The organism is Fibrella rubiginis (assembly GCF_017353185.1).
Lineage (GTDB): Bacteria > Bacteroidota > Bacteroidia > Cytophagales > Spirosomataceae > Fibrella > Fibrella rubiginis.
This window is the reverse complement of the sequence record NZ_JAFMYV010000012.1, coordinates 114424-138513: the sequence shown is the minus strand read 5'-3', so window position 1 is coordinate 138513 and position 24090 is coordinate 114424. Positions and strand designations below refer to the sequence as shown.

The following is a 24090-nucleotide window of genomic DNA, read 5'->3' as shown; positions in this document are numbered from 1 at the left end:
TTCTGGTTGCCAAACATACAACACCGCCGCTCGTAGCCAATAGGTCATCCGTACTTTATTGCGTCAGGCCATTGGCCGACGTCTGCTGAACTATGTCCGTCAGATTAGCCAGGGTAGCCACCGCCCCAACCACAATCACGGCGGGGTTTTCGATGCCAGTGCGGGCTACCTCGGCTACGATGTTTCCCACGGTAGCCACCACCACGCGCTGTTCGGGTGTGGTGCCGTTCTGGACAATGGCAATGGGTGTGTCGGCTTTGCCCAGCCCGATGAACAAATCAGCAATGAGCGGCAACTTATGCATGCCCATCAGGATCACGACCGTGGCCGATGACTGCGCGGCCAGTTGCAGGTCTTTCGAGAGCTGACCTTCTTTGGTGGTGCCCGTTACCACCCAAAAACTTTCCGATAACCCCCTGGTTGTGAGTGGGATGCCCGCCGCCGCCGGTACGGCATAGCTGCTGGAAATGCCGGGAATCACGGCCACCGAAATACCGTGTTGCGCGGCGTAGTCCATCTCTTCCCAACCCCGACCAAACACAAACGAGTCGCCGCCCTTAAGCCGCACTACGTGACCGTACTGCTGCGCATAATGCACGATCAGCGGGTTAATGTCTTCCTGTACACACGAGTACGCACCGCGCCGTTTGCCTACGTATACCTTCAGCGCGTCGGGGCGGCAATAGTCGAGCAGTTCAGGAGCCACGAGCGCGTCATACATGATCACGTCGGCTTCCCGAAGTACCTTAATCGCCTTTACGGTAATGAGGTCAGGATCACCCGGCCCCGCACCAATGAGTGTGAGCTTCATAAGGGATTGGGGATTGGGGATTTCGGATTTTGGATTGGGCTGGCGCAAGCGTATTCGTGCGTCAGCCCAATCCAAAATCCGAAATCCCCAATCCAAAATCTGTTTAGCTGTCTTGCGCTTGGGTCAGTTCCTGGAGTTCGGGTAGGCCTTCCAGAGCAATTTGCTGCTGGCGGTGGGCCTGGGCGGCGGCGAGGAACGTGGTGGCTTCGGTGATGAACTCGCGGGCGAAAGCCTCCGATGGTTCGCGCTTGTTGATGCTGTATACCAACGACTTAAACTGTCCTTCGGCAGCATGGAAACCGTGGGGCCGGTCTCCCGGTTGCCCGGCAAACTCGCGGTCGAAATCAGTGACAATGCCGTGGTGCGTGTTTGTGTTGATGCCGCTGCCCATGAGCATGGCTTTGGCACCCGTGATCAGCACGTTATACGCATGGTAGAGCGCATCACTCCAGCGGCTTTCGCCCAGGGCTTCGTTGGCCCAGGCCAGCTTTTCGGCGGCCTCATCCAGCGTAGTTGCAACCAGATCGATCATCACGCCGGCGCACTCACCCACACCCACTTCCGTCACATAGGCATCGGTATGATCCCAGTCGATGTAATCGCTGTTTTGGAGCGTCTTCAGGTCGGCCAGAGGTTTTAGCAGTGTGTAGAAGTAGTTTTTGCCCTGCCGGTTGTAGTAGTCGTTGTAATACTCCCCGTCGATGCTATTGGCTTCGTAATCGGTGAACAACGCCCGCAACGCCTCTGGTCCGCGCTTGGCGGGAATCTTAATCACCTTATCGCCAATCTGCCCCTCGCCACGCTGTTCACCAGCCCCGTTGAAGCCGCCACCGAGCAGCACCTGCAACGCGGGCAATACGTAGGCCCCGTTCTTGAGCGACGCCCCGTGGAAACCGATGTTGGCCGCCGAATGCTGGCCGCAGCCGTTCATGCAGCCGCTGATTTTGATCTTGATGTCGTTGTTGTAAATGATGTCGGGAAACTCCGCTTTCATTACTTCTTCGAGTGCCCGCGTGATGCCGTAGCTGCTGGTAATGGCCAGGTTACAGGTGTCGGTGCCGGGGCAGGTGGTAATATCGGCGGTGGTGTCGAAGCCGGGTTCGGCCAGGCCCAGCGCGTCGAGGGCGTCAAACACGGCGGGCAGGTCTTCGGGTTTGATGAACCGCAGCAGATAACCCTGATTTACCGTTACCCGAATATCGTCGGCGGCGTACTGCTTCACGATCTGGGCCAGCGCCCGCGCCGTATCCGACGACATGTCGCCCAGCAATACCCGCAACTGTACGGCATACCAACCCGCCTGTTTTTGTTCAAAGACGTTGGTGGCAAGCCAGGTTTGGAAGTTGGATGCTGAATGTTGGACGTTGGATAAAAAAGTAGCGGCTTCGGGGCGTGGCTCCGGCAGTATGTCCGGCGTCCGGGATCCAACAGCCAGCGTCTTGTTTGGCAGTGCCGTCCACTCTTCGTTTACCCGGTTCAGGAATTCGGCCAGACCGAGGTCATTGAGGAGGTATTTCATGCGGGCTTTGTGGCGCTTGGTGCGTTCACCATAGCGGTCAAACACCCGTATTACGGCCTCGATGAAGGGGATAACGCGCTCTTCTTCAATGAATTCAGCGGCGGTTTGGGCCGCAAAGGGTTGCGCCCCCAGGCCGCCGCCCAACAGCACTTTGAAGCCCCGTTTCTCCGTTCCTCCCGCCTCTGTACTCCTTACTCTTGGAATCAGGCCAATGTCATGCATGAATCCGTAGGCTGTGTCGGCTTCGGAAGAAGACAGCGCGATCTTGAACTTTCGGCCCATTTCCTGGCAAATGGCGTTGCGCAGGAAGTACTCAAAAACGGCCTGTGCGTAGCCCGAAATATCGAACGGCTCGTTGGGGTCGATGCCCGCGCGGGCCGAACCCGTCACGTTGCGTACGGTGTTGCCGCAGGCTTCTTTGAGCGTAATGCCCGCGTCTTCGAGGTCAGCCCAAAGCTGGGGCGAATCGGCGAGTTTGACGAAGTGAAGTTGAATATCCTGCCGGGTGGTGGCGTGGAGGTTGCCCGTAGCGTAGCGGTCCGACACATCGGCAATGCGGATGAGCTGATCGGCGGTGATGCGTCCGTAGGGAAGTTTAATCCGAATCATCTGCACCCCCGCCTGCCGTTGACCGTACACCCCCCGCGCCAGCCGGAACTTGCGGAATTGCTCATCGGTCATCTGACCGGAAGCAAAGGCCGTTACTTTCTTGTCGAGGTCGAGGATGTCGCGCTGGGCCGCGGCTTTAACGTTGGTAGTGAAAGCGATAGACATAATAGTATTAGTCTATAGAGTTTATATACTGCTTATGTAAAACAAATGCCGACAGATGAGGTCGGCGAAAGTGCTGATGAAGGAGGTACAAAGGTAATGCCAAAGTGGGGCAAATCGTTCCTGCACGGCTGCCGATGCGGTTTGAGTAGTGATGTTGCGTAACTGTTAACTTTTCTACAAGTGTATACATGCCTGTCAGCATCAATTGATTCTATTGAACAGCTGGATTAACTTGCGTACTCAACAAAAACGGTATGAAACACGTCATTTACTGCCTGATGATCCTGTTTGTCATGGCCTGTCGACCTACTTCTATAGACATCGTGGCTCCGGAATACCCAGACTGGACGGTAATTCGAGCCCCCGAAAACAAAACCATCATGGGCGTTTGGGGTGACCTGGATAACACACTGCTGATTTCGACCCTGTCTGCTATCTATCGCTCAACAGACAGGGGTGCCAACTGGCAACTCGTACTTAAACAGTCGATCGGTATGTTTAATGTGAAGGCTTATCGGGACACGCTCTTTACCCTGACTAGCCTGGTCAATGGACGATATTTAACCTCGGCAGACAATTATAGTATCGATGACGGGAAAACATGGCTGCCCTACCGGCGTTATAATCCCATGTTTGAGTTGACGAACGTGGTTGATAACTCCCCTGCGTTCCTGTCCATTAATCCGGTTACGACTACCTCCGGCGAAACCTACCGTATTCGCCGTCAGTTTTTTCCTGACTCAACGGCCACGCTGGGTTCATTTAGAACGCCTGGTGTCATCACGACTACCAACCGGCGAATCAACCTGCCCGTGTCGCATCAGCTGGAGAGCCTATACATTGACGGCAAGAACCGGTTATATATTACTGGTTCGGATAATGTTTGTGAGGAACAGCCAACCTTTCGCTTCTGTAACGGTGGCCGCGGGGTGGTCTACATCTCGAAAAAACCGATTCCTTAATCTGTACTGCGCCACGGAGCCAGGTCTTCGACCAGGTTGCGGAGGCTATCGTTTAGCTGGTCGAGGCGTTGGGTTTGCTGGGTAGCCAGTTGCTGTTGCCGGGCAACAAGGCGGTCTGCGGTGGTAGGGGGGAGGTCGTTGTCGGTAGCAATAAATGCCTCCAGCTGCTGTAGAAGCACTATTTTATCGTGCCACGTACCAATCTGCGTTTGGAGCTGCTTAGCCGTAGTCAGTACTTTGGCCAGCGCATCATCGGGAGTGTGCTGAATGAGCAGGGTGCCAATTTCGAGTAGGGCTTTCAGGTGTTTCCGGGCCTGATGCGTGCTTTCCGGCGTTCGTTCGGCCCGTTGCAGGGCGTCGATGGCCAGGGCTTCGCGGTCGATGAACGCCCGCAGCCGCCCGTCAATTTTGGCCGGGGTGGTTTTTTTGCCCAGCCGCCTGACGAGCCTGGCGGCGGGCTTAAGGTCCTTTTTATGAAACTGTCCCAGGGCTTTCTTCAGCTTCTTCCGGGCTTTATGTTCGCGCTTTGCCAGAAAAAGGCGGTACTGTTTTTTCACGTCGGCGGGTACCGACAAGTGAGGCAGAGCATCCTGACTTACCTGCAGTTCGCGCACCCGCCCGGCCTGTTTAAAGAGCTTTCGCAACGCCCGTTCGTGTCGACGGCTTTTGAACCGATGAGGCCGGATTAGCTCGATCAGCCGAAACAGGGAACGCAGGCGTTTGATGCCCACCCGTACCCGACGGATGCGCTCGTCGGTGGGGTGATGGCGAGCGTCACCAATGCGTTCCACGAGCGAGTGGGCACGGTGCCTGAAGAAGTCGTGGAGCGTGTTGGTTGTTTCCATTATCTCTACAACAAATGGCCCGGTGGGGTGTTCAGGCCGTTTTTTGCAATAGGAGGTCAACCTTTTGCTGAAGTAAACGGATTTCGCTCTCGGCTTTCAGGTTTACTTCATAATCCTGCCGGGCGCGTTCGCGGTCGCGTTCTTCCTGCCGGTTCTGGCTCATCATAATCACCGGTGCCTGCAAAGCGGCCAGGCACGACAGCACCAGGTTAAGCAGGATAAACGGATAGGGATCGAACCCCCGGTTGGCAAACACCCAGACGTTGAGGCCTATCCAGGAGATCATAAGACCCAGAAACGTGAGAATAAACGTCCAGCTGCCACCAAAATCGGCAATACGGTCAGCCAGCCGCTGCCCCAGCGTGAGGTTGGCATCCACGTCGGGCGGGGCACTGAGCAACTGGCCTTTTGGCATGAGCTGTACCCTGTCGACGGCCCGGTTCACGTAGGTCAACAACCGATTCAGCGAGATGTAGCTTCCAGGCTGAAACTGAGGAAAATCGTTCCTGATTTCGGCAAACACACGTGGGTGGAGCTGACTGCCCGGTACGGCTGCTTCCATGGCCACCTGCTCACCCGATACGTCGCAAAGTACATACAGTGTGTTGTCCATGACTAAGGATAGGCCCCGAATTGCCGCTATTTTTCTTTGACTGCGCTCAGTTCCTGGCCTTGTGCGGCCAGGGTGAGGCCGGTAACCGCCTTGGTGGTGGCATCGCGGATGAACGTGATGATGGAGCCGTACGAACTAGTCGACTGGAAGGTGTCGGCTTTAGGTTGTTTCACCAGTTTGAAATTTCCCATGCCTGCGTCGCCAGACAGGCTGCCGTCTTTGACCACTACGGTGTAGGAACTGATGGGGCTACCGCTGGCAAACGTATAGGTACCAGCGTAAGCCGCCAGGTTAGTGGTGTCGGTACGGGCGGGAGCGGGCGTCTGGGCGAAAGATGGGCTGGCTATGAGGCCAAAAACAAGGAGCAGGGGCAGCATAAATTTCATTGGTAACAGGGGTTTGTTTCCGGAAAGATCGAAAAAAACGGCGCGTTATCAAGCCTTCACTGTACAGATGGTAAGTCGCAGGCACCGTTTTAATCTTATTTTAAAACATAGGGCTACTAGGGTGGTTGAGTTGGGAATTGGATTAAGTCATTCTTCGCTATGATTGCCGAAACCCGTTCCAAACCCGCAGGCCGCTCGCCGCTACAGACCGCTGCGCCCGCCAAACCTTTACCTGGCGTTGAACCTGGATCCGTTACACTGACGGTAAATGGTCAGGCCAAAACCATTCAGATTGCCCCCTGGACTACGTTGCTGGATGCGTTGCGCGAATACATGAACCTGACGGGCACCAAAAAAGGCTGTGACCACGGCCAGTGCGGTGCCTGCACAGTGCTGGTTGATGGCAAGCGGATCAACGCCTGCCTCACCCTGGCCGTGATGCACGACGACCACGCCATCACCACTATTGAAGGGCTCGCCAGCCCCGACGGCGGGCTGCACCCCGTCCAACAGGCGTTTATTGACCACGACGCCTTTCAGTGCGGCTACTGTACCCCCGGTCAGATCTGCTCGGCGGTGGGCATGCTCCACGAAGGCCACGCCAAAAATAAAGCCGACGTCCGCGAAGGCATGAGTGGCAACATCTGCCGTTGCGGTGCCTACCCGCACATTGTGGATGCTGTCTTGGAGGTCATTAATAAAGCAGAAAAGCAGCCATGAACCCATTCACCTACGCACGGCCCGATTCGGTCGACAGCGCACTTGACGAGTTGAAAGCCCAGCCCAACGCCAGGTTGATCGGTGGTGGCACGAACCTCATCGACCTGATGAAGGAGAATATCGAACACCCCACGCGGCTGGTCGATGTAAACCGGTTGCCCCTGGGCGGAATCAGCGAATTGCCCGATGGTGGCCTGCGGCTGGGCGCTACCGTGACCAACGCCGAAACGGCTTATAATGCATTAGTTACGGCGCGGTACCCGTTGCTGTCGGAGACGATTCTGGCGGGAGCCTCGCCGCAACTGCGCAACATGGCCACCAACGGCGGCAACCTGTTTCAGCGCACCCGCTGTTATTACTTCTACGATACGGCCATGCCCTGCAACAAGCGCGAACCAGGCTCAGGCTGTGCGGCAATCGGCGGCTACAACCGCATCCACGCTATTCTGGGCACTGAAGGCTCGGAGAACCAGCCAACGGCCTGCATCGCTACGTACCCATCTGACATGGCGGTAGCATTGGCCGCGCTCGAAGCGGTAGTACAGGTGACCGGTTCCAACGGAGAACGCAGCATTGCTTTCGCCGATTTCCATCGCCTGCCCGGCAACGAACCCTGGCGCGACAATACACTGGAACCCGGTGAGATTGTGACCAGTATTGACCTGCCCGCCAAGGGATTCAATCAGCACCACACCTACCTGAAACTCCGCGACCGGGCCTCCTACGCCTTCGCGCTGGTATCTGTGGCGGTAGGGTTGGAGATGGAGGGCAATAGCGTAACGGACGCCCGTATTGCCCTGGGCGGCGTGGCGCACAAACCCTGGCGGAAGCCCGAAGCTGAGCAACTACTAATTGGCAGGGAAGCCACACCCGACAACTTCCGGCTCGTGGCCGAGAACCTGCTGGCAGGCGCGAAAGGCTACGGTCACAACACCTTCAAAATTGACCTCGCCAAACGGGCCATAATCCGGGCGTTGGGAGAGGCAATGAGGTCCAAGGTTTAAGGTTCAAGGTCTAAAGTTGCTTCGCACTATGCTTATCATGCGGAGCAACTTTAGACCTTGAACCTTAAACCCTGGACTTCTTCTAAACACTCCAAGATATGACCTACATTGGACAGCCCGTCAAGCGCGTTGACGGCAGAGATAAAGTGACTGGCAAGGCGAAATACGCCGCCGAGTTCAACGTGCCTGACCTGACCTACGGGTATGTGATATCGGGTACGATTGCCAAGGGAAAAATCACCCGCATCGACTCGTCGAAGGCGCTGGCCCTGCCCGGCGTGCTGACGGTGTTTACGCACGAAAACCGGCCCCACACCGCTTGGTTTGACATGAGCTACAAGGATCAGGATGCCCCGCCGGGGTCACCGTTTCGGCCTTTGCACGATGCGAAAATCAAGTACAGCGGCCAGCCTGTGGCCCTGGTCGTGGCCGAAACGTTTGAACTGGCCCGCTACGCCGCGTCGCTGGTTGAGGTGAGTTATGACGAAGAGACCCACGAAACGGACCTGGAAGCTCATTTATCGGAAGGCCGTGAACCGAGTATTGGCATGGCGACGCTCATAAAGCCATTGCCACCCAAGCCCCGCGGTGATGCCGACGCGGCGATGGCACAGGCCCCGGTCTCGATTAAAGCGCACCACGTACACGGCCCACAGCACCACAACCCTATGGAGATGTTTGGCACAACGGTGGTGTATGAGGGAGAAAAAAAGGGCAAACCGTACTTCACGATTTACGACAAAACACAGGGTGCGCCCAACAGTCAACTCTATGTGAAACAAATCTTTGGCCTTTCGCTCGACCAGGTCAGGGTCATCTCTCCCTACGTGGGCGGCGGCTTTGGATCGGGGCTACGCCCTCAGTACCAGCTGTTTCTGGCTGTGATGGCGGCGAAAGAACTGAAGCGGTCGGTGCGGGTTACGCTCACCCGGCAGCAGATGTTTACCTTCGGCCACCGCCCCCAGACGGTGCAGGACGTTGAATTGGGCGCTGCTGCTGATGGTACCATCACGGCCCTGAAACATGGAGCCATTGCCGCTACGTCGCAGTTTGAAGATTACACCGAAGTGGTGGTCAACTGGTCGGGTATGCTCTACGACGTGCCGGACGCTACGCTGGAATACAAACTGAAATCGCTCGACCTGTATTCGCCCCTCGACATGCGCGCTCCCGGCGGCGTCACCGGCGACCATGCCATTGAAACGGCGATGGATGCCCTGGCCTACGAACTGAACATGGACCCGGTGGAATTACGGCTGAAAAATTACTCGGAGAAAGACTGGACGGAGGATGATAAGCCGTTTTCGAGCAAAGAACTCCGTGAATGTTTCCGGCAGGGGGCTGAGCGTTTTGGCTGGGCCAGTCGCAATCCCGAACCCCGCGCTACCAAGCGTGGCGATGTGCTGGTGGGCTGGGGCATGGCCACCGGCATCTGGGATGCCAGCCGGATGTTTGCCCGCGCCGAAGCATTGCTGACCGTCAACGGAAAGCTCCGTGTCAGCAGTGCCACCGCCGACATTGGCACGGGTACCTACACGATCATGACGCAGATTGCCGCTGATACCATGGGCATGCCCATTGAGGATGTGATCTTCAGGCTTGGCGACACGGACATGCCCATGGCCCCCATTCAGGGCGGCTCCTGGACGGCCTCAACGGTAGGGTCTGCTGTGAAGCAGGTGTGCGAGGATTTGAAAAAGACACTCTTTAAGCTGGCCCGAAAAAGTAGCCAGTCGCCTTTTCACAATGCTGATTTCAAGGAGGTTATCTTCAGAAACGGACAGATGGCCCTGAGAGAAAATCCATCGATTGCCATGTCGCTTACCGACATCGTAAGCCTGAACGGAGGTCGGGCTGTAAGTGAAACGTCGACGTCGATGCCTAATCCTCTGGAGTTGAAAAAATACTCGCGCCATACCCACTCGGCGGCGTTTGTGGAGGTGGAAGTAGACGAGGACCTGGGCACGGTAACGGTGACGCGGGCGGTGAGTGCCATTGCCGCGGGTAAAATTCTAAACCCACGCACGGCCCGCAGTCAGATCATCGGGGGTATGGTGTGGGGCATCAGTCACGCCTTGCAGGAAGACAGCAAAATGGACCATCGCTATGGCCGGTTTATGAACCACAACCTCGCCGAATACCACATGCCCGTTTGCGCTGATATTCACGATCTCGACGTAATTTTCGTGGAAGAGCACGACGAGATCGTAAACCCGCTGGGTGCCAAAGGCATTGGTGAAATTGGTCTTGTTGCCATGCCCGCCGCTATCGCCAACGCCGTTTTCCATGCCACCGGCAAACGCATCTACGACCTGCCCATCACGATTGACCGGGTGTTGTATTAAAGCAACGCAAGTGCACAAACGCGCAAGGCCCGGATCGTCATGTCCGGGCCTTGCGCGTTTGGCATAGCTGTGTGCCTGGCTTAGAAACAGGTCATTTCTACTACTTCATAGTCGATTTTTGGACTACCTGATGCGCTGCCAGTACGTCCCGCGCGGTTGTCCACTTAATACCCGGGTAGCGGTTGTTGTCGAGGGTCTTCATTTCGGCGCGGCCATCGAGCATGTCGCGCATGTATTGCATGCCCTGCCAGGCGGGGTAGAGGTCATTACCACCGGGAGCCACGGTGCGGGCGATCTTGATCAGCATACTGAGCAAACCCAGGCCACCGGGACGGAGCAGGCTGAATTTGGTACCGGTCACCTCACCAGCAACGGGCACCAGTTGGCGGGCACTGATCTGATCACCGGCAATGTGCAGGTAGCGCGGTGTAGTAGGATCGAGGGCGGCGTTGGCGGTAAACGTGGCTACGTTGTCCATGGTGGTGAAGTCCATGCGCTGATCGGCGTTGCCCCAGTAGAGAATCTGCTTTAGTTTAAACAGAACAAGCGGCATGTCGCCCGTCAGCAATTCGGCAAAGGCACCGTTGAAAATGGTCGTAGCCGCAATGGGGGCCTTGTCCAGGTACGTGTGGAACTCGCGACGGAGGTCCAGGTTGCGGTTTCGGCCAGCGGGGAGCCGGGTAAAATCAATCGAAAAGTCGGATGGAATAAAGCGGAGTACGTTTGCGTTGACAGCGGCATCGAGCAACACCTTCTGCGCATCGACAACCACGTCGTGCAAGCCCGACAGCGCCGACACAATACAGGCTGCACCCCGGCAGGCTTCCGTCAGTTCAGCTACATTCCAGCTGCGGATGGTGATCACCACCGCCCCTTCTTTTTGCAGATTGGCTACCCTTTCCCGGTCACTACCCGGCCGGACCAGCACGCGTACATTAGCCTCTTTTTTGAGCAGTTCGCGCACAATGCGTCCGCCGAGATTACCCGTTGCTCCGGCTACTACAATTGGTTGTTTCATTACGCCCAAGGTAGTGGTTTATTGTTCCTCCCGCCATTTCGCCACGTCTTCTGGCGTGTCCAGGTCAATAGCACCCTCCTCGAATGGCACAGTAGCAACATCGTCGGGGTGGTTTTGGACGAGTTTACGGGCACCAGTATCGCCGGTGAGGGATTTCAGGGCCTCGAAATAAGCGGGTCGGAAAAGGATGGGCACGCCATGCACGTCGCCGTATTGACTGGCAATAATCGCTTTGTGGGTTGACGTAGCCTGTTCAACGAGTCGCTCCAGCAGCGCGCGGGTAACGTAGGGTTGATCCGTCAGCAGCACCAGGATGGCCTCTGGCCTGGTCTTTTCCAGCAATTCCACGCCAACCCTGATCGAGCTTGCCATGCCTGTTTCCCAGTCGGGATTCAGCAAATGACGAACCCGGAGGTCATGCAGGGCCTCGGTCACGGCGTCGGCATTGGCCCCTACCACCACGACCACCGGTCCGGCATTAAGGTCAATAGCCATTTGGGCCATGCGGCGCACAAGGGGCTGCCCGTTTTCGAGCAGTAATTGTTTGGGCTCGCCCAGGCGGGAGGATGCCCCGGCGGCGAGAATGATCGTGGCGATTTGCATAACTAGTGGACTTAGTTTGCCAGCATCAGCGCACCTACTGTCACGTTGCTGGTTTCGTCGATGAGAATGGCCCCACCGTTGGCGCGGTTTTGGGTGTAGGGATCAAAGGCGATGGGCTGGGCGGTACGGAGCACCACACGGGCCAAGTCGTTGAGCTTTAACGTATCTACGTCTTCAATTTGCTCATACGTTTCAATGTTGAGCTGGTAGGGGATGGCCCGTACCGAGCAGCGTGTGCGGGCCGTGCCTACCTGCAACACGTATTTGCTGCCCACGGAAAACGCCTTGGTGTCCATCCAGCAGAGCATGGCTTCTACGTCCTGCGACACCACCGGCTGGCCCACCGAGGGCACAATCAGATCACCCCGACTGACGTCAATGTTGTCGGCCAAGTGCAAAATGACAGACTGGTTGATATGCGCTTCCGCCACGTTGGTTTCATTGCTTTCAATGCGCGAAACCGTGGACGTCTCGCCGGATGGCAGCACTGTAACGGCCTCGCCCACGCGAAACGATCCGCAGGTGATTTTGCCCGCATAGCCCCGGTAATCGGGCAGTTCGGCCGTTTGGGGCCGAATCACCAGTTGCACCGGCAGGCGCCCATGCAGCAGACTTTCGTCTTCATTGATCGTTACGGTTTCGAGGTGATGGAGCAACGTCGTGCCCGTATACCACAGCATATTCGTCGACGCATCGACTACATTATCGCCGTTGAGGGCGCTCAGCGGAATGTAGGTAATGTTGGGGATGGTCAGCTTCCGGGCCAATTCGGCATATTGAATGCAGATATTGCTGAACACGTCTTCCGAAAAGCCAACCAGGTCCATCTTGTTCACGGCCACCACCACGTGCTTGATGCCCAGCAGCGAGGCAATCAGCGAGTGCCGCCGCGTCTGCTCTACCACGCCATGCCGTGCGTCGATGAGCACAATGGCCAACTGGCAGTTCGACGCGCCCGTAACCATGTTGCGGGTGTATTGAATGTGCCCCGGCGCATCCACAATGATAAACTTCCGGGCCGTGGTCTGGAAATACCGGTAAGCCACGTCGATAGTGATACCCTGTTCGCGTTCTGAGCGCAGGCCGTCGGTCAACAGCGCCAGGTCAACTTTCCCGTCCGCACCGGCGTTCCGGTCGCGACTTTTGGAGGCTTTTTCCACGGCCTCCAGTTGGTCGGCCAGGATTGATTTTGAATCATAGAGCAGTCGGCCAATGAGGGTGCTTTTCCCATCATCAACGCTACCGCAGGTAATAAAGCGTAAGAGGTCCATCAGGCGATTTTGTCAAATTCGATATGCCGATAATAGCTGCTGTCTTTCGACAGGGTGTAATCCATTTTGTCGAAAGTACCTTGCTGAAGTTCTGTTCGAATAATATGTTCGAGGTATTGCTTTAGTGCGGGAAGTTGCTGCTGGAGTAGATCAAAAACTATGAGTCGGTCAACGCCAACATAACCGTGCGCGATCAGATTGCGAAAGCCTTTGATTGCTTGCCAGGGTAACTGCTCGTACGTGCGTTTCAGCAACTCACTAATTTTGTTAACCTGTTCGCCAATGTGAAGCAGCATCAACAGACAGGCGTTAAAATCCTTCTGATCATTCGCCTCGAAAAATGCATATGGTTCCGAATAGCCTGATGCGTATAGCTCAATCTTGCCTACAGCTTCCCGTATACGCAGGCAATAAACAAGGTCTGTTTTAGGCATTGACTGCATATTGAATATCCCTCAGCGCACTTCGTAGAATGATTGGTTCGGCGTAACGGCGAATCATCAAATCAACGGGGACTGTCAGGTCGGTCTGCAATTCGTCGCGGAGGGCAATTAACTGCTTGTATGGAATGTCATCGTCAATCAGCAGGTCAATATCCCGGAATTGCTCACCCCTGACAAACGACCCAAACACACCGATTCGACTTAGGCCGAATCGACCAAAGATGTTGTGTTCTCTCAGGTAGGCCTGCAATGTCTGAAAGTCGCTGATACTGATAGTCATAGAATAAAGATAATGGGTTACTCCGTTTAAAAATAACCGCCTTTCTTCCGGTCTTCCATGGCGGCTTCGGAGAGTTGGTCATCCATGCGGGTTTCGCCGCGTTCGGAAATGCGGGTAGCCTGAATTTCGGCGATTACATCGTCCAGACTTTCGGCTCCTGACTCGGAAGCGGCGGTGCAGGAAATGTCGCCTACGGTGCGGAAACGCACTTTCCGGGTCACGCGCTCGTCATCGGCTTCGGGCTGAATTACATTGCCGGCGGTCGCCATCAGCTTGCCATCGCGTAGCAGCAACTCGCGGTCATGGGCGAAATACAGGCTCGGCAGAGCGATGTTTTCGCGGCGGATGTAATTCCAGACGTCGAGTTCGGTCCAGTTTGAGATGGGGAACACACGCACGTTCTCGCCCTTGTGAATGCGCCCGTTGTAGAGGTTCCAGAGTTCGGGCCGCTGCCGTTTGGGATCCCACGAGCCAAACTCATCGCGCACTGAAAACACCCGCTCTTTGGCCCGCGCTTTTTCTTCGTCGCGTCGTGCCCCGCCAATGCAGGCGTCGAACTCAAACTCTTCGATGGTGTCGAGCAGGGTGAATGTTTGCAGACCATTGCGGGTGGCGTTGCGGCCCGTTGGTTCCTTCAGCTTTTTGGTCCTGATCGTGTCTTCCACATACCGGACAATGAGCCGTTCGCCCAGACTGTCGGCCAGCCAGTCGCGAAAATCGAGGGCTTCCTGAAAGTTATGCCCTGTGTCGATGTGCACAAGCGGAAACGGAAATTTGCCGGGACGAAACGCCTTCCGGGCCAGGTGCACGAGCGTAATCGAGTCTTTCCCGCCCGAAAACAGCAGCGCAGGCCGTTCAAACTGCCCGGCCACTTCCCGCATAATGTGAATCGCTTCCGATTCGAGTTGATCGAGGTAATCCATAGGTCAATGAGTGAATGAGTGAATGAGTGATTGAGTGAATGTCTGGAAGCCGCTACGCGGAGCGTTTATATGTACATCCGCGTAGCGGCTTCCAGACATTCACTCAATCACTCATTCACTCATTCGCCAATTATTTTGCATGTAGTCCGCATTCCTTTTTTGAGTTGTCTTCCCACCACCAGCGGCCCGCGCGGAAGTCTTCGCCGGGTTGGATGGCGCGGGTACAGGGCTGGCAGCCAATGCTCACAAAGCCCCGGTCATGCAGCGGATTGTAGGGCACGTTATGCTGCTTTACGTAAGCTTTTACGTCGTCGAACGTCCAGCGCATAAGGGGGTGGAATTTGAACAATTGATGTGCTTCGTCCCACTCCAGTTGCGGCATGTCGTGTCGGTTGTTCGACTGCTCGGCGCGGATGCCCGTGATCCAGATTTTCTGCCCCGCCAACGCTCGGTTTAGTGGCTCTACTTTGCGGATACCGCAGCACTCCTTCCGGTTCTCGACCGATTCGTACATGCTGTACGGCCCTTTGGTGGTCATCATGGCTTCTACCTTCGCCGCGTCGGGGTACATCGTGTCGATGGTGATGGCGTAACGGCCGAGGGTTTTGTTCCAGACCGAATACGTCTCGCCAAACATCCGACCGGTGTCCAGCGTGAAAAAACGAACAGGTACATTGTTAGTCGCAATCAGGTCGGTGATCACCTGATCTTCGTAGCCCAGACTGGTCGAGAAAACAACCTGGCCGGGAAACAGATCGGTCAGCTTCCGCAGAGCGTCTACTTCGTTGAGACCAGTTAGCTCAGCGGTGAGGGAATCGAGAGTATGTGAGGTGGTTGTGGTCATGGTTATTTCAGCATCACCGCCCGTCCCGTTTTGGCAGACTCGCGGGCGGCATCTAATATTTGAACGACAATCAGGTTGTTTTCGAGCGATGTCAGGGCGTCGGGTTTGATTTCGTTGTGCAGGAGCTTGCTCAGGTACGTAAACGGGTCGGTGGCGGGAGCTTCGGATTGGGGTACTTCAACCGCCTTTTCTGCCTTCTCGCCCTTCAGCCGAATCCGCATCCGCGTACCGTCGATGGTATTGACATAGCCGGTTTGGCCATACACTTCCATGTCTTTGCGCGAAAAAGGCCAGTTCCACGACGCCTGAATGATGGATTGTGCTTTGGGGTAGTTCAGCAGGATCGTGGCGTCATCATCCACTTTCGGGTACACGTCGGGCTTGATTTGCTTCGTCACCGCCTCCACCGACAGGGGCTTTTGACCCTGCATCAGCCACGTCGACAGGTTAGCCCCGTAGCAGCCGAAATCGAACAGGGCACCCGCGCCATTGCCCACGGGGTCGGTGAGCCACGCCAGAAATTCAGGATTGCAGCCAATCTCTTTCGGGCCTTCGTGGCCATCATGCACTACAATCTTGCGAATGTCGCCGATGGCTTTGTCGGTATGGGCCACGGCGTAGGCGTGGTGATTGCTGCCGTACCAGGTGGTTTCGTAGTTGGTCAATAACTGTACCTTGTGCTTCCGCGCCAGCGCCGCCATGTCTACAGCGTCCGTGTATTTTGTAGCCAGTGGTTTCTCTACCATGATGTTGATACCCATCGGCGCGGCCACCTTTACGGTGGTCACATGGGTATTGATCGGACCGAAATCCAGCACAGCTTCGGGTTTGGTTTTCTCCAGCATAGCCTTCAAATCAGGCGAGACCAGCGCCATGTCGAAGCCATATTGTTTCGACAGCGTAGCCGCGCGGTTGCGGTCGGTTTCGTAAATGCCCACCAGTTCCAGACCGGGCCGTTTCAGCCGATTCAGAATCTCATGCACGTGCGCGTGCGACAACCCCGCAATGGCCACCCGCAGTGGTTTCTGGGTCGTTTGCGCGATGGCAATTTGGGCGAAAAGCAGAGATAAGAGGATGAGAGAACGGATGAGCATGATGGATAGGTAATAGCTTGTATAGTTTGTTTTGGCAGTGGTTGGGGCGGTTTTTTGTCATCCCGACGACAGGAGGGATCTACTTTCCTGATTCACAGTTACGCGTTAAGAAAGTAGATCCCTCCTGTCGTCGGGATGACAAAAAAGACATTACACCCGCTCCTTCACCGCGTCTGCGCTCACCGTAACAGCCTGCTCAAAATCGGCGATCAGGTCGTCGATGTGTTCGAGGCCGACGGAGATGCGGATTAGGCCCGGCGTGATGCCCAGTGCGGCTTTTTCGTCGGGTTTCAGCTTCGCGTGGGTGGTCGTGTTGGGGTTGGTCACGATAGTGCGCGAATCGCCGAGGTTAGACGAAAGCGTCGGGATTTCCAGGGCTTCCATAAACGCCTGTACCCGCTCGAAACCGCCTTCCAGTTCAATCGTCACGATGGCCCCACCCGCGCTCATCTGATCTTTTGCCAGCTCATACTGCGGGTGCGACGGTAAAAACGGGTACTTCACTACGGCCACGTCGGGGTGACTGTCGAGGCTTTCGGCCAGCGCCAGCGCGTTGGAACAATGCCGTTCCATCCGTAATTCAAGCGTCTCCAGGCTCTTCGACAAGGTCCAGGCATTGAACGGCGAGAGCGACGGACCTGTGTGCCGGGCAAAGAAACGGATGGGGGCAATCAACTCGGCGCGGCCCACCACAATGCCCCCAAGCACCCGGCCCTGTCCGTCCATGAACTTAGTAGCCGAATGGACCGACAGGTCGGCTCCGAAGTCCAATGGGGTTTGCAGAATTGGCGTGGCAAAGCAGTTGTCGACGTTGAGAATGAAACCGTGTTTTTCCTTCAACCGCCCCAGCATGGCCAGATCAACCAGTTCCAGACCGGGATTCGAGGGCGTTTCCAGGTACACCATCCGCGTATTAGGCTGCATGGCGGCATCCCATTCGGCTTCCGTGGCGGTGGCATCGACGTACGTATGGGTGATGCCCCACTTGGGCAGAATCTGCGTGATGATCTGGTGCGCCGAGCCAAACAGGGCACGACAAGCCACCATATGGTCGCCCGATTTCAGCAGCGCGGCCATACTGGCAAACACCGCCGCCATGCCCGTTGCCGTGGCGATGCCCTCTTCGGCCCCCTCCAGCATACATACCTTGTCGACAAACTCGGTGACGTTGGGGTTGGAAAAACGGCTGTAGATATTACCCTCGATGCTTTCTTCAAACAATTCCTTACCCTGTTCGGCACTCTCGAACGTGAAGCTCGACGTCAGAAACAGCGGTGTTGAATGTTCGCGGTACTGCGTCTGCCGCGTTTGGGTACGAATAGCTTTGGTCTGTTTTTTCATAGGGAGAAGCAAGGTTTTTTGGACAGGATTATCAGGATGGCAGGATGAACAGGATTTCTCTTTTACTTCTGAGATGTCGGAAGCGCAAACTAAAAATCCTGTTCATCCTGCCATCCTGATAATCCTGTCCAAAAAACCTTTAAAAGAATAAGATAATCTTCCGCAAACTTACAATGATGACAACGATGCCCACGAGCACCATCATGGTTTTTACGGGCAACCGCTGAGCCAGATGGGCGGCAATGGGCGCGGCAATACTACCGCCCAGAATCAGGCCAAGGATCACCAGTCCGTAGTTGTCGAGACCCACATACAGGGCAAATACCACCGACGAAGCGAACGAGACAAAGAACTCGGCCAGGTTCACCGACCCAATCGTATAGCGTGGATGTCGGCCGCTGGCAATGAGCGTAGAATTAACGATGGGTCCCCAGCCACCACCGCCGATAGAGTCGAGGAAACCGCCCGTCCAGGCCAGCAGACCAATGCGGCGAATTGGCTTTTTCTTGATGCGTTTGATCAACGCTTTGCGGATAATCAGGATACCCAGAAAGGCGGTATATACCGAAATGACAGGTTGCAATAGCTTGGCGTATTGCTCAAAAGCAGACAGTTCAGAGATAAGCCAGGCGCCCAGTGCGGCTCCGATGACACCCGGAATGAGCACGGCTTTGAACAGACGACTATTGATGTTGCCGAACTTCAAATGCATATAGCCCGATACGCCCGACGTAAAAATTTCGGAACTGTGCACACTGGCCGTGGCATGCAACGGGCTGATGCCCACACTCATCAGAAACGTAGTGGCCGTTACACCGTAGGCCATGCCCAGCGCACCGTCGATCATCTGCGCCACGAAACCGGCCATCAGAAAATAAAAAAACTCCGGCTCTACCCGCACCGACGTGGCCAGCAATGTGAGCCGGTCGAGGGTGAAATAGCTGAAGAGCAGATGACCCACTACCATCAGCGACAGGGCGGCTGTGGCGTAGATGGCAATCTCTTTGCGGGTGCGCCTGCGCCACAGCGGCGGGTCGAGGTCGGTGCGCACCTGGGCGGTGGGGAAGGCCGCCCTGATGGCGTTGGCCTGCCGGTCAGCGTTAACGCCCTGCACCGTTACCGTAAAGCCGTTCAAGTCGAATGGTAACGGATTTTGTTGGATCGAGTCCGCAGATGAATCGGGCAGTGTAGCCGAGTCTGATTGCATAACGTATTATGTATATCGACTTTGTAGAGTATTGTTCTTATGAAAAACGCCACAACAGTTGTGGCGTTTTTTTGGGTGATGTGGGCAAAGGTAAAAGAAAAAGTCAGACGTAAAGGTTCACATTATCTGTCGGCCGGAAAATTGGCCCGCTTGCCCAGCGCCGCCAACCGGACCGTTTCGGCAATGCGGCTGGCTCTGGTTTCGGGCCGTTTTGCGGCGCCAATCCAGGACAAAATGATTTTGCGCGAACCCGGCGAAAATCGATTGAAGTTGGCCGCTGCTACACCATCAGCAGCCAGAGCCCTGTCAAGATCAGCAGGCATCAGCAGGGCGTCGCTGTCGTTGAGCGCATCCCAGGAGCCATCCTGTTTAGCCCGCTCAATTTTAGTCAGGCCGGTTGGGGTCATCAGGCCGTTGGCAACCAGTCTTTCCACGCGATCCTTGTTTGGCTTCGACCACACGCTTTTGGGTTTGCGGGGCGAGAATTTCAGGGCATGGCGCTCCTCATCCACCTTTTTGGGCAGACTGTCGACCCAACCGTAGCATAGGGCTTCCTCTACGGCCTCATCATACGTGAGGCTGGGTGTACCCGTCTTTTTCTTGTAAAAGACAAACCAAACGCCCGGTGCCGAATCGTGATGATCGGCCAGCCACTGCCGCCAAACCTGACGGTCGGGCGTGTAGAAAAAGGCGAGTTCAGCAGGCATAGCACTAAGGCGGTGATAGATCTTTACTTCTTTAGTTGCTCGAACAGCCAGGCGTTCATTCGTTCGCTTTGTTCAGGGTACGTCCAGTGCCCCTGATCGCGGAAAAGCTCAAGTGTTTTTGGGGCAGTGATAAGGTTGTAGGCCGCAAACATCGACGTGGGTGGGCAGGTTTCGTCGTTGAAGCCCCAGGTATACCGACCGGGCACCCGCACCCGCCGGGCGAAGTTGACCACGTCGTAATAACCCACCGTCTTCACCTTGTCGGCCTTATTGGTCCAGTTAGCGCTTTGACCCGTAAACAGATGAGGCCATCCGCCTGCTCGTCCGTGGAGGTAGCCCGTAACGTCGGAGAGGGCGGGGTAGTAGGCCCCCAGCCACTTCACGCGGCTATCCAGCCCTGCCGTGACTATGCTCAATGCGCCGCCCTGCGACCCGCCCGTTACGGCGATCCGGTCGGCGTTGCACTGCGGCAGGCTACTCAGGAAATCGACCGCCCGAACGCAGCCCAAATACACACGTTTGTAATAATACCGGTCGCGGTCATCGAGGTTAAAGGACGGATAATTTTGGATCGACCCGTTCGCCAGTGCTGTGTATACCGCCGGGTCCATATTAACCGGAACGCCGTGAATACCTATTTGCAGCGTGATCAGGCCCTTTTCGGCGTTGGCAATGTCGCCCTGATACGGCCTGACGCCCGCGCCAGGTACCTGTAACAGCGCCGGAAACCTGCCCTCTCCTTTGGGCACACACAGGATGCCATAGAAGCGTGACATAGCACCCGACGTGCCCCAGTTTTGCAGATTAACATGATACACGTTCACGGTCGCGGTGCAGCGTTCAGGCAGGAGCGTCATCTGGGCATCGACCGGAATTTTGGCCAGATCAGCTTTGGCGGCGGTCCAGAAGGCGTCAAAATCGGCGGGGTTGTCAACGGTGGGGGCAATAGCCGAGGGGTCGAAACCTGCCGTACCGAGATTGCGATAATCTTTGCCGTCGACGGTGGTAGTGGCCACACACCGCAAAAAACCAGGTGACGACAGGGTACCTCCGTCAACGGTCATTGTGCCGTTGGTAAGGGTAACGGTTTCCTTTCTGGTGGGGTCCATTTTTTCGGGACCAATCTCATAGCGGACCGTGGCACCCTTCACCGGGTTGCCGTCGTGCAGCACCATAAGGGTGAATTTAACGGGTTCGCCAACGCGGTAAGTCCAGTCGGTGTGGTCGGGAGCAACCACTACTTTGTAAAGGCGTTCGGCGGGTTGAGCCAGTAGAGTGGCGGGCAGCCAGATCAGGAACAGGAGTAGCTTTTTCATTGCGGATAAAAGCACCCGAAAGAAGATAAATACCTGATCCTTTGGCAGTCCGTCCGCACTATATCCGTTCCAGATCGGGCAGGGCCTCACTCAGCACCTGTAGGTAGGTATCAATATACTGATCAATAAATTTAGACCTGTATTGCAATATATAACGCGGATGGTCGAGGGAAACGATGCGGCCGAAAAAGCCCGTTTCGTCATTCAGCTTTTGGAGGAAACCCTCGTTTTTCCGACCAAAACAGATCACCGTGCGTCCATCGCAGCCAAAACTGATCTGCTCACGGAGGCCATTGATCATCACCGGCCAGAGCGTTTTGGTCGTGGCTTTGTCGTCGTAGAAATTGTAGTTCTTCCCTTCTTTGACCAGGGCCAGTGGGTAGAGCGATGACAGGAAAAAACGCCCATAAAAGGCTTCTACGCCTCCGAACGCTTCGATGACCCGGTACACAAACCGGCTCGACAGTTCGGGCGTAGGGGGCAGGTTGTTTGGGATGCCGCAATAGCGGGCCAGGTTCTGCGGCGTGGTAAAGGACAAGCCCGTCACGCCCGCCCCAAACCGGCCCGGATTGATGCCAAGGATGTAGACGCGGGGCCTGTTGTCGCTGTAAAATTTGGTGTAGAACTGCCGCACAATGTCCTGCACCGTGGGGTCAGCGTAGGGGTTCATGGCCGATACGCCCGCAGGCAGGCCGTCGGGTTCGTTCAGGCCAAGGTAATAGGCAATGGCGCGGTGGGCAAACGTCATGGTGGGGAATGTTGGCTATTGGACGTTGGACGTTAGACGCTGGATAGAGTTGTCCAACATCCAGTATCCAACGTCTAATATCCACTACCTATCGTTCAATTCGGTACTTAATCAAGGTCAGTTCCTGCCCCATGCCGCCGGTGCCGTCGAATTGGCTGATAATGGCGGCACCCAGCGATTCGGGAATTTTGCGACTCGATATATTGCGCGAATCGACGGGGTAGATGAGGTATTCGTAGGCCAGGTGTTCGTCGGCCCAGCGTTTCAGAGTGCGGATGGCCTCGCGTCCGTAGCCGTGCATGTGGGCCGACCCTTTCACCCAGATGCCAAACTCCGGTCGCGGAGCCAGCAGATCGTGCAGACCCACGCAGCCCAGAAACTCACCCGTGTCGCGGAGGGTGATCACCGTGTGCAGACTCTTGCCTTCTTTGTTTTCCCGTTCTGCCCAATGAACAAACGCCTCGCTGTCAGCCCGTTGATCGGCTGGTCGGGGGTACATGTACGTCGCTACGTCGGGCGTGAACTCAGTAAAAATAGCGTCGATATACGCGTCGGAAATAGACAGCAGCCGAAGCCGTTCCGAGTCGAGGGTAAGCGAAGTGAGGTTGGGGAGGCGTGTCATAGGCGGTCGACGGCGGCTTTCATACTATCAATCTGACGTTTTTTCTGCAAAAGGATGGGTTGCGCCACCCGCTCGCGGCAGTCGAAGATACCGCAGCGTTCGCAGGCTTCATTTACCGTCCGGCTCGGAATGCCCGCGTCGGGGTTATTGAGAAAACGCATCTTGCTCCGCAACGTATCATTCACCGCAAAGCACATCGACACGCTCATGTTCTGCCCTGCATTGCTCACTTTGTCGGACCGGTGGGGGTGGGCTACCGAGATAATCAGAAATTCGTTGCCCGTGTCGGCGTAGGTAGACCGCTGTGCCTGACAAAGTGAACCGCCAAAATCGCTGTGTACCTGCCGAAAACCCAGCTCCTGCAAGATGGTGAGCGCCACCCAGCGGCGGCAGAAGTGCTCGTCGACCATGCCGCGCGGACCCTGCTGCCGCGAGAGATGCATCTCTTTGGTCAGCGAAAAAATAGTTTGTCCGGGCGTGTTGTTGATCCGGTAGAAGAACAGCTGGTCGATGCCAAAATCGCGGGGCAGCACATTGCTGAGGCGATAGAAAAACCGTTCGGGCGTGGCCCCAAAATCGGCGATCAGGTCCAGGAATGCCTCATTGCTCCAGGTGTCTCTGGCAAATAGTTCGGTGAGCCGGTTCACGAGGGCATCGCGGCGGATGAGTACCGCCCCGGCAAAGTAGGAGGCCTTGAAATTGTTCAGAATCTGCTCAAACGAATCGGCTTCTACATAGGCATAGGTGAAGGGACGGTTTTTCAGGTTCAGAAAATGAAAACCGGCTTCACGCGCCAGGATGTAGGCTTTTTGCGCTTCCGACAAACTCACGTTCAGGTGTAGGGTGCGTGATTCGGGCTTATAGACGGAGCGTAGCTGGGCCAGATCCGGCTGCTGAATGGGGTCGAATAGGACCAGCGACACGTCGTAGCGTGTTTTGAGCAGGTTGGTCAATAGCCCGGCGTCAACGCGTTGACCGGCGGGGGCAAACTCGTCCAGGAACCGCACGGCATCGGCTTCGATATCCTCAAAATGGTTGTCGTTAATCTCCTGATACGACCGCAACATGGCGAGGTACAGCCGCTCCACGCTCATGTTGTAGCTCAGCGCAATGTCCATAAACGTGCGGATCATGGCGCTCACTTTATCGGGTGCTTCGGCCAGCAGTTCGATCAGATCCGACGGGTCGATGCCGAAGAGTTCAAGGGGTATTTCGGTCAGGAACTTCGAGCGGAGCAGGTCGGCGATGGGGGCCAGTTTCTTGTTGACTTTCAGCGACACCAGCGTGTCATAGTCTACGTTAAGGGCGTTGGCCAAGCCCGAAATCTTGTCCGCTTTGGGGTATTTACGGCCTTTTTCAATTTCAGATATATAGGAAATCGCCATGCCCGACCGCCCGGCCAGTTCACTCACAGAAAGGCCTTTCTCCAGGCGAAGTTGACGAAGTTTCAGCCCAAACAGCAGGCGAATGTGATCGGTGGGGTGTGTCACGCGGGTACGTTTAAATTACCCTAAAGATAGCAGTGCGCCGGTTTAGTAGTTGCAGGGTGGGTGCTGTTGCGCCCCAAAGCCCTACACGCTATGACTGTAACCGTTGTTAGGCCGTTTCCTCCTATTCGTTGAACAAAAACGTTCATCACGACTATATAGGATGGGGTTGCGGCACCTTTGACCGCCGTATGACCAGCCAACAAT

24 protein-coding genes are annotated in these 24090 nt (G+C 55.9%); 4 read left to right on the top strand and 20 right to left on the bottom strand.

The window, feature by feature from the left end; genetic code table 11:
- Nucleotides 1–55: 55 nt before the first annotated feature.
- Nucleotides 56–811, bottom strand: a complete 756-nt coding sequence (gene cobA / locus J2I47_RS21400) for a uroporphyrinogen-III C-methyltransferase (protein ID WP_207366658.1) — start codon at nt 809–811, stop codon at nt 56–58.
- 103 nt (nt 812–914) lie between these two features.
- A complete protein-coding gene (locus tag J2I47_RS21395) occupies nt 915–3104 on the bottom strand; it encodes a ferredoxin-like domain-containing protein (protein WP_207366657.1) in 2190 nt (729 codons plus the stop codon).
- 254 nt (nt 3105–3358) lie between these two features.
- Here J2I47_RS21395 and J2I47_RS21390 point away from each other — a divergent pair, with 254 nt between their 5' ends.
- Nucleotides 3359–4066 carry a WD40/YVTN/BNR-like repeat-containing protein gene (locus J2I47_RS21390; protein WP_207366656.1) on the top strand — a complete coding sequence of 236 codons (708 nt, stop codon included), beginning with the start codon at nt 3359–3361 and terminating at the stop codon, nt 4064–4066.
- Here the strand turns inward: J2I47_RS21390 and J2I47_RS21385 are convergent.
- From J2I47_RS21385 to J2I47_RS21375, 3 genes are read right to left on the bottom strand one after another with little or no spacing between them, the layout of a single operon-like run.
- On the bottom strand, nt 4063–4911 hold the full coding sequence (locus tag J2I47_RS21385; RefSeq protein WP_207366655.1) for a CHAD domain-containing protein: 849 nt from the start codon (nt 4909–4911) through the stop codon (nt 4063–4065). The genes J2I47_RS21390 and J2I47_RS21385 overlap by 4 nt on opposite strands.
- 31 nt (nt 4912–4942) lie before the next feature.
- A complete protein-coding gene (locus J2I47_RS21380; RefSeq protein ID WP_229374845.1) occupies nt 4943–5524 on the bottom strand; it encodes a DUF1003 domain-containing protein in 582 nt (193 codons plus the stop codon).
- Nucleotides 5525–5550: 26 nt separating this feature from the next.
- A complete protein-coding gene (locus J2I47_RS21375; RefSeq protein ID WP_207366654.1) occupies nt 5551–5910 on the bottom strand; it encodes a DUF3471 domain-containing protein in 360 nt (119 codons plus the stop codon).
- A gap of 159 nt (nt 5911–6069) precedes the next feature.
- Here J2I47_RS21375 and J2I47_RS21370 point away from each other — a divergent pair, with 159 nt between their 5' ends.
- From J2I47_RS21370 to J2I47_RS21360, 3 genes are all read left to right on the top strand, one after another.
- Nucleotides 6070–6630: a (2Fe-2S)-binding protein gene (locus J2I47_RS21370; RefSeq protein ID WP_207366653.1), complete on the top strand. Its 561-nt coding sequence runs from the start codon at nt 6070–6072 to the stop codon at nt 6628–6630.
- Complete coding sequence (locus J2I47_RS21365; protein ID WP_207366652.1) at nt 6627–7634, top strand: FAD binding domain-containing protein; 1008 nt, start codon at nt 6627–6629, stop codon at nt 7632–7634. Before J2I47_RS21370 ends, J2I47_RS21365 begins: the two co-directional genes overlap by 4 nt.
- 98 nt (nt 7635–7732) lie before the next feature.
- Nucleotides 7733–9979 carry a xanthine dehydrogenase family protein molybdopterin-binding subunit gene (locus tag J2I47_RS21360; RefSeq protein ID WP_207366651.1) on the top strand — a complete coding sequence of 749 codons (2247 nt, stop codon included), beginning with the start codon at nt 7733–7735 and terminating at the stop codon, nt 9977–9979.
- A 100-nt stretch (nt 9980–10079) separates the two neighbouring features.
- Here the strand turns inward: J2I47_RS21360 and J2I47_RS21355 are convergent, their stop codons facing one another.
- From J2I47_RS21355 to J2I47_RS21285, 15 genes are all read right to left on the bottom strand, one after another.
- The gene (locus J2I47_RS21355) at nt 10080–10997 is read right to left on the bottom strand and encodes an NmrA family NAD(P)-binding protein (protein ID WP_207366650.1); all 918 of its coding nucleotides are present in this window, start codon (nt 10995–10997) and stop codon (nt 10080–10082) included.
- 18 nt (nt 10998–11015) lie between these two features.
- Entirely contained in the window at nt 11016–11600 is a 585-nt protein-coding gene (locus J2I47_RS21350) for a nucleotidyltransferase family protein (RefSeq protein ID WP_207366649.1), read from the bottom strand.
- 11 nt (nt 11601–11611) lie between these two features.
- The gene (locus J2I47_RS21345) at nt 11612–12871 is read right to left on the bottom strand and encodes a sulfate adenylyltransferase subunit 1 (RefSeq protein ID WP_207366648.1); all 1260 of its coding nucleotides are present in this window, start codon (nt 12869–12871) and stop codon (nt 11612–11614) included.
- Nucleotides 12871–13305 carry a HepT-like ribonuclease domain-containing protein gene (locus tag J2I47_RS21340; RefSeq protein ID WP_207366647.1) on the bottom strand — a complete coding sequence of 145 codons (435 nt, stop codon included), beginning with the start codon at nt 13303–13305 and terminating at the stop codon, nt 12871–12873. Before J2I47_RS21340 ends, J2I47_RS21345 begins: the two co-directional genes overlap by 1 nt.
- A complete protein-coding gene (locus tag J2I47_RS21335) occupies nt 13298–13594 on the bottom strand; it encodes a nucleotidyltransferase family protein (protein WP_207366646.1) in 297 nt (98 codons plus the stop codon). Before J2I47_RS21335 ends, J2I47_RS21340 begins: the two co-directional genes overlap by 8 nt.
- 26 nt (nt 13595–13620) lie before the next feature.
- Nucleotides 13621–14517 (bottom strand): sulfate adenylyltransferase subunit CysD, encoded by an 897-nt coding sequence (gene cysD / locus J2I47_RS21330; RefSeq protein ID WP_207366645.1) that lies wholly within the window; start codon nt 14515–14517, stop codon nt 13621–13623.
- A gap of 130 nt (nt 14518–14647) precedes the next feature.
- On the bottom strand, nt 14648–15361 hold the full coding sequence (locus tag J2I47_RS21325) for a phosphoadenylyl-sulfate reductase (RefSeq protein ID WP_207366644.1): 714 nt from the start codon (nt 15359–15361) through the stop codon (nt 14648–14650).
- Nucleotides 15362–15363: 2 nt separating this feature from the next.
- Nucleotides 15364–16455, bottom strand: a complete 1092-nt coding sequence (locus tag J2I47_RS21320; RefSeq protein ID WP_207366643.1) for a Gfo/Idh/MocA family protein — start codon at nt 16453–16455, stop codon at nt 15364–15366.
- A gap of 150 nt (nt 16456–16605) precedes the next feature.
- A complete protein-coding gene (locus tag J2I47_RS21315; RefSeq protein ID WP_207366642.1) occupies nt 16606–17796 on the bottom strand; it encodes a trans-sulfuration enzyme family protein in 1191 nt (396 codons plus the stop codon).
- Between the two features lie 139 nt (nt 17797–17935).
- Nucleotides 17936–19003 (bottom strand): sulfite exporter TauE/SafE family protein, encoded by a 1068-nt coding sequence (locus tag J2I47_RS21310; protein ID WP_207366641.1) that lies wholly within the window; start codon nt 19001–19003, stop codon nt 17936–17938.
- Nucleotides 19004–19125: 122 nt separating this feature from the next.
- Nucleotides 19126–19710 carry a YdeI/OmpD-associated family protein gene (locus J2I47_RS21305; RefSeq protein WP_207366640.1) on the bottom strand — a complete coding sequence of 195 codons (585 nt, stop codon included), beginning with the start codon at nt 19708–19710 and terminating at the stop codon, nt 19126–19128.
- A 23-nt stretch (nt 19711–19733) separates the two neighbouring features.
- Nucleotides 19734–21026, bottom strand: a complete 1293-nt coding sequence (locus J2I47_RS21300; protein ID WP_207366639.1) for an acetylxylan esterase — start codon at nt 21024–21026, stop codon at nt 19734–19736.
- A gap of 58 nt (nt 21027–21084) precedes the next feature.
- Nucleotides 21085–21774 (bottom strand): uracil-DNA glycosylase family protein, encoded by a 690-nt coding sequence (locus J2I47_RS21295; protein ID WP_207366638.1) that lies wholly within the window; start codon nt 21772–21774, stop codon nt 21085–21087.
- A gap of 88 nt (nt 21775–21862) precedes the next feature.
- Nucleotides 21863–22396 (bottom strand): GNAT family N-acetyltransferase, encoded by a 534-nt coding sequence (locus tag J2I47_RS21290; RefSeq protein WP_207366637.1) that lies wholly within the window; start codon nt 22394–22396, stop codon nt 21863–21865.
- Nucleotides 22393–23886: a helix-turn-helix domain-containing protein gene (locus tag J2I47_RS21285; RefSeq protein ID WP_207366636.1), complete on the bottom strand. Its 1494-nt coding sequence runs from the start codon at nt 23884–23886 to the stop codon at nt 22393–22395. Before J2I47_RS21285 ends, J2I47_RS21290 begins: the two co-directional genes overlap by 4 nt.
- Between the last annotated feature and the right edge of the window lie 204 nt (nt 23887–24090).

Bases quoted from the DNA above. Each gene is read 5' to 3' on its own strand.
- J2I47_RS21310 (WP_207366641.1), bottom strand. From the start codon at position 19,003: ATGCAATCAGACTCGGCTACACTGCCCGATTCATCTGCGGACTCGATC.
- J2I47_RS21355 (WP_207366650.1), bottom strand. From the start codon at position 10,997: ATGAAACAACCAATTGTAGTAGCCGGAGCAACGGGTAATCTCGGCGGA.
- J2I47_RS21380 (WP_229374845.1), bottom strand. From the start codon at position 5,524: ATGGACAACACACTGTATGTACTTTGCGACGTATCGGGTGAGCAGGTG.
- J2I47_RS21360 (WP_207366651.1), top strand. From the start codon at position 7,733: ATGACCTACATTGGACAGCCCGTCAAGCGCGTTGACGGCAGAGATAAA.
- J2I47_RS21370 (WP_207366653.1), top strand. From the start codon at position 6,070: ATGATTGCCGAAACCCGTTCCAAACCCGCAGGCCGCTCGCCGCTACAG.
- cobA (WP_207366658.1), bottom strand. From the start codon at position 811: ATGAAGCTCACACTCATTGGTGCGGGGCCGGGTGATCCTGACCTCATT.
- J2I47_RS21305 (WP_207366640.1), bottom strand. From the start codon at position 19,710: ATGCCTGCTGAACTCGCCTTTTTCTACACGCCCGACCGTCAGGTTTGG.
- J2I47_RS21375 (WP_207366654.1), bottom strand. From the start codon at position 5,910: ATGAAATTTATGCTGCCCCTGCTCCTTGTTTTTGGCCTCATAGCCAGC.
- J2I47_RS21325 (WP_207366644.1), bottom strand. From the start codon at position 15,361: ATGACCACAACCACCTCACATACTCTCGATTCCCTCACCGCTGAGCTA.
- J2I47_RS21340 (WP_207366647.1), bottom strand. From the start codon at position 13,305: ATGCCTAAAACAGACCTTGTTTATTGCCTGCGTATACGGGAAGCTGTA.
- J2I47_RS21345 (WP_207366648.1), bottom strand. From the start codon at position 12,871: ATGGACCTCTTACGCTTTATTACCTGCGGTAGCGTTGATGATGGGAAA.
- J2I47_RS21385 (WP_207366655.1), bottom strand. From the start codon at position 4,911: ATGGAAACAACCAACACGCTCCACGACTTCTTCAGGCACCGTGCCCAC.
- J2I47_RS21335 (WP_207366646.1), bottom strand. From the start codon at position 13,594: ATGACTATCAGTATCAGCGACTTTCAGACATTGCAGGCCTACCTGAGA.
- J2I47_RS21295 (WP_207366638.1), bottom strand. From the start codon at position 21,774: ATGACGTTTGCCCACCGCGCCATTGCCTATTACCTTGGCCTGAACGAA.
- J2I47_RS21365 (WP_207366652.1), top strand. From the start codon at position 6,627: ATGAACCCATTCACCTACGCACGGCCCGATTCGGTCGACAGCGCACTT.
- cysD (WP_207366645.1), bottom strand. From the start codon at position 14,517: ATGGATTACCTCGATCAACTCGAATCGGAAGCGATTCACATTATGCGG.
- J2I47_RS21320 (WP_207366643.1), bottom strand. From the start codon at position 16,455: ATGCTCATCCGTTCTCTCATCCTCTTATCTCTGCTTTTCGCCCAAATT.
- J2I47_RS21395 (WP_207366657.1), bottom strand. From the start codon at position 3,104: ATGTCTATCGCTTTCACTACCAACGTTAAAGCCGCGGCCCAGCGCGAC.
- J2I47_RS21350 (WP_207366649.1), bottom strand. From the start codon at position 11,600: ATGCAAATCGCCACGATCATTCTCGCCGCCGGGGCATCCTCCCGCCTG.
- J2I47_RS21390 (WP_207366656.1), top strand. From the start codon at position 3,359: ATGAAACACGTCATTTACTGCCTGATGATCCTGTTTGTCATGGCCTGT.
- J2I47_RS21315 (WP_207366642.1), bottom strand. From the start codon at position 17,796: ATGAAAAAACAGACCAAAGCTATTCGTACCCAAACGCGGCAGACGCAG.
- J2I47_RS21300 (WP_207366639.1), bottom strand. From the start codon at position 21,026: ATGAAAAAGCTACTCCTGTTCCTGATCTGGCTGCCCGCCACTCTACTG.
- J2I47_RS21290 (WP_207366637.1), bottom strand. From the start codon at position 22,396: ATGACACGCCTCCCCAACCTCACTTCGCTTACCCTCGACTCGGAACGG.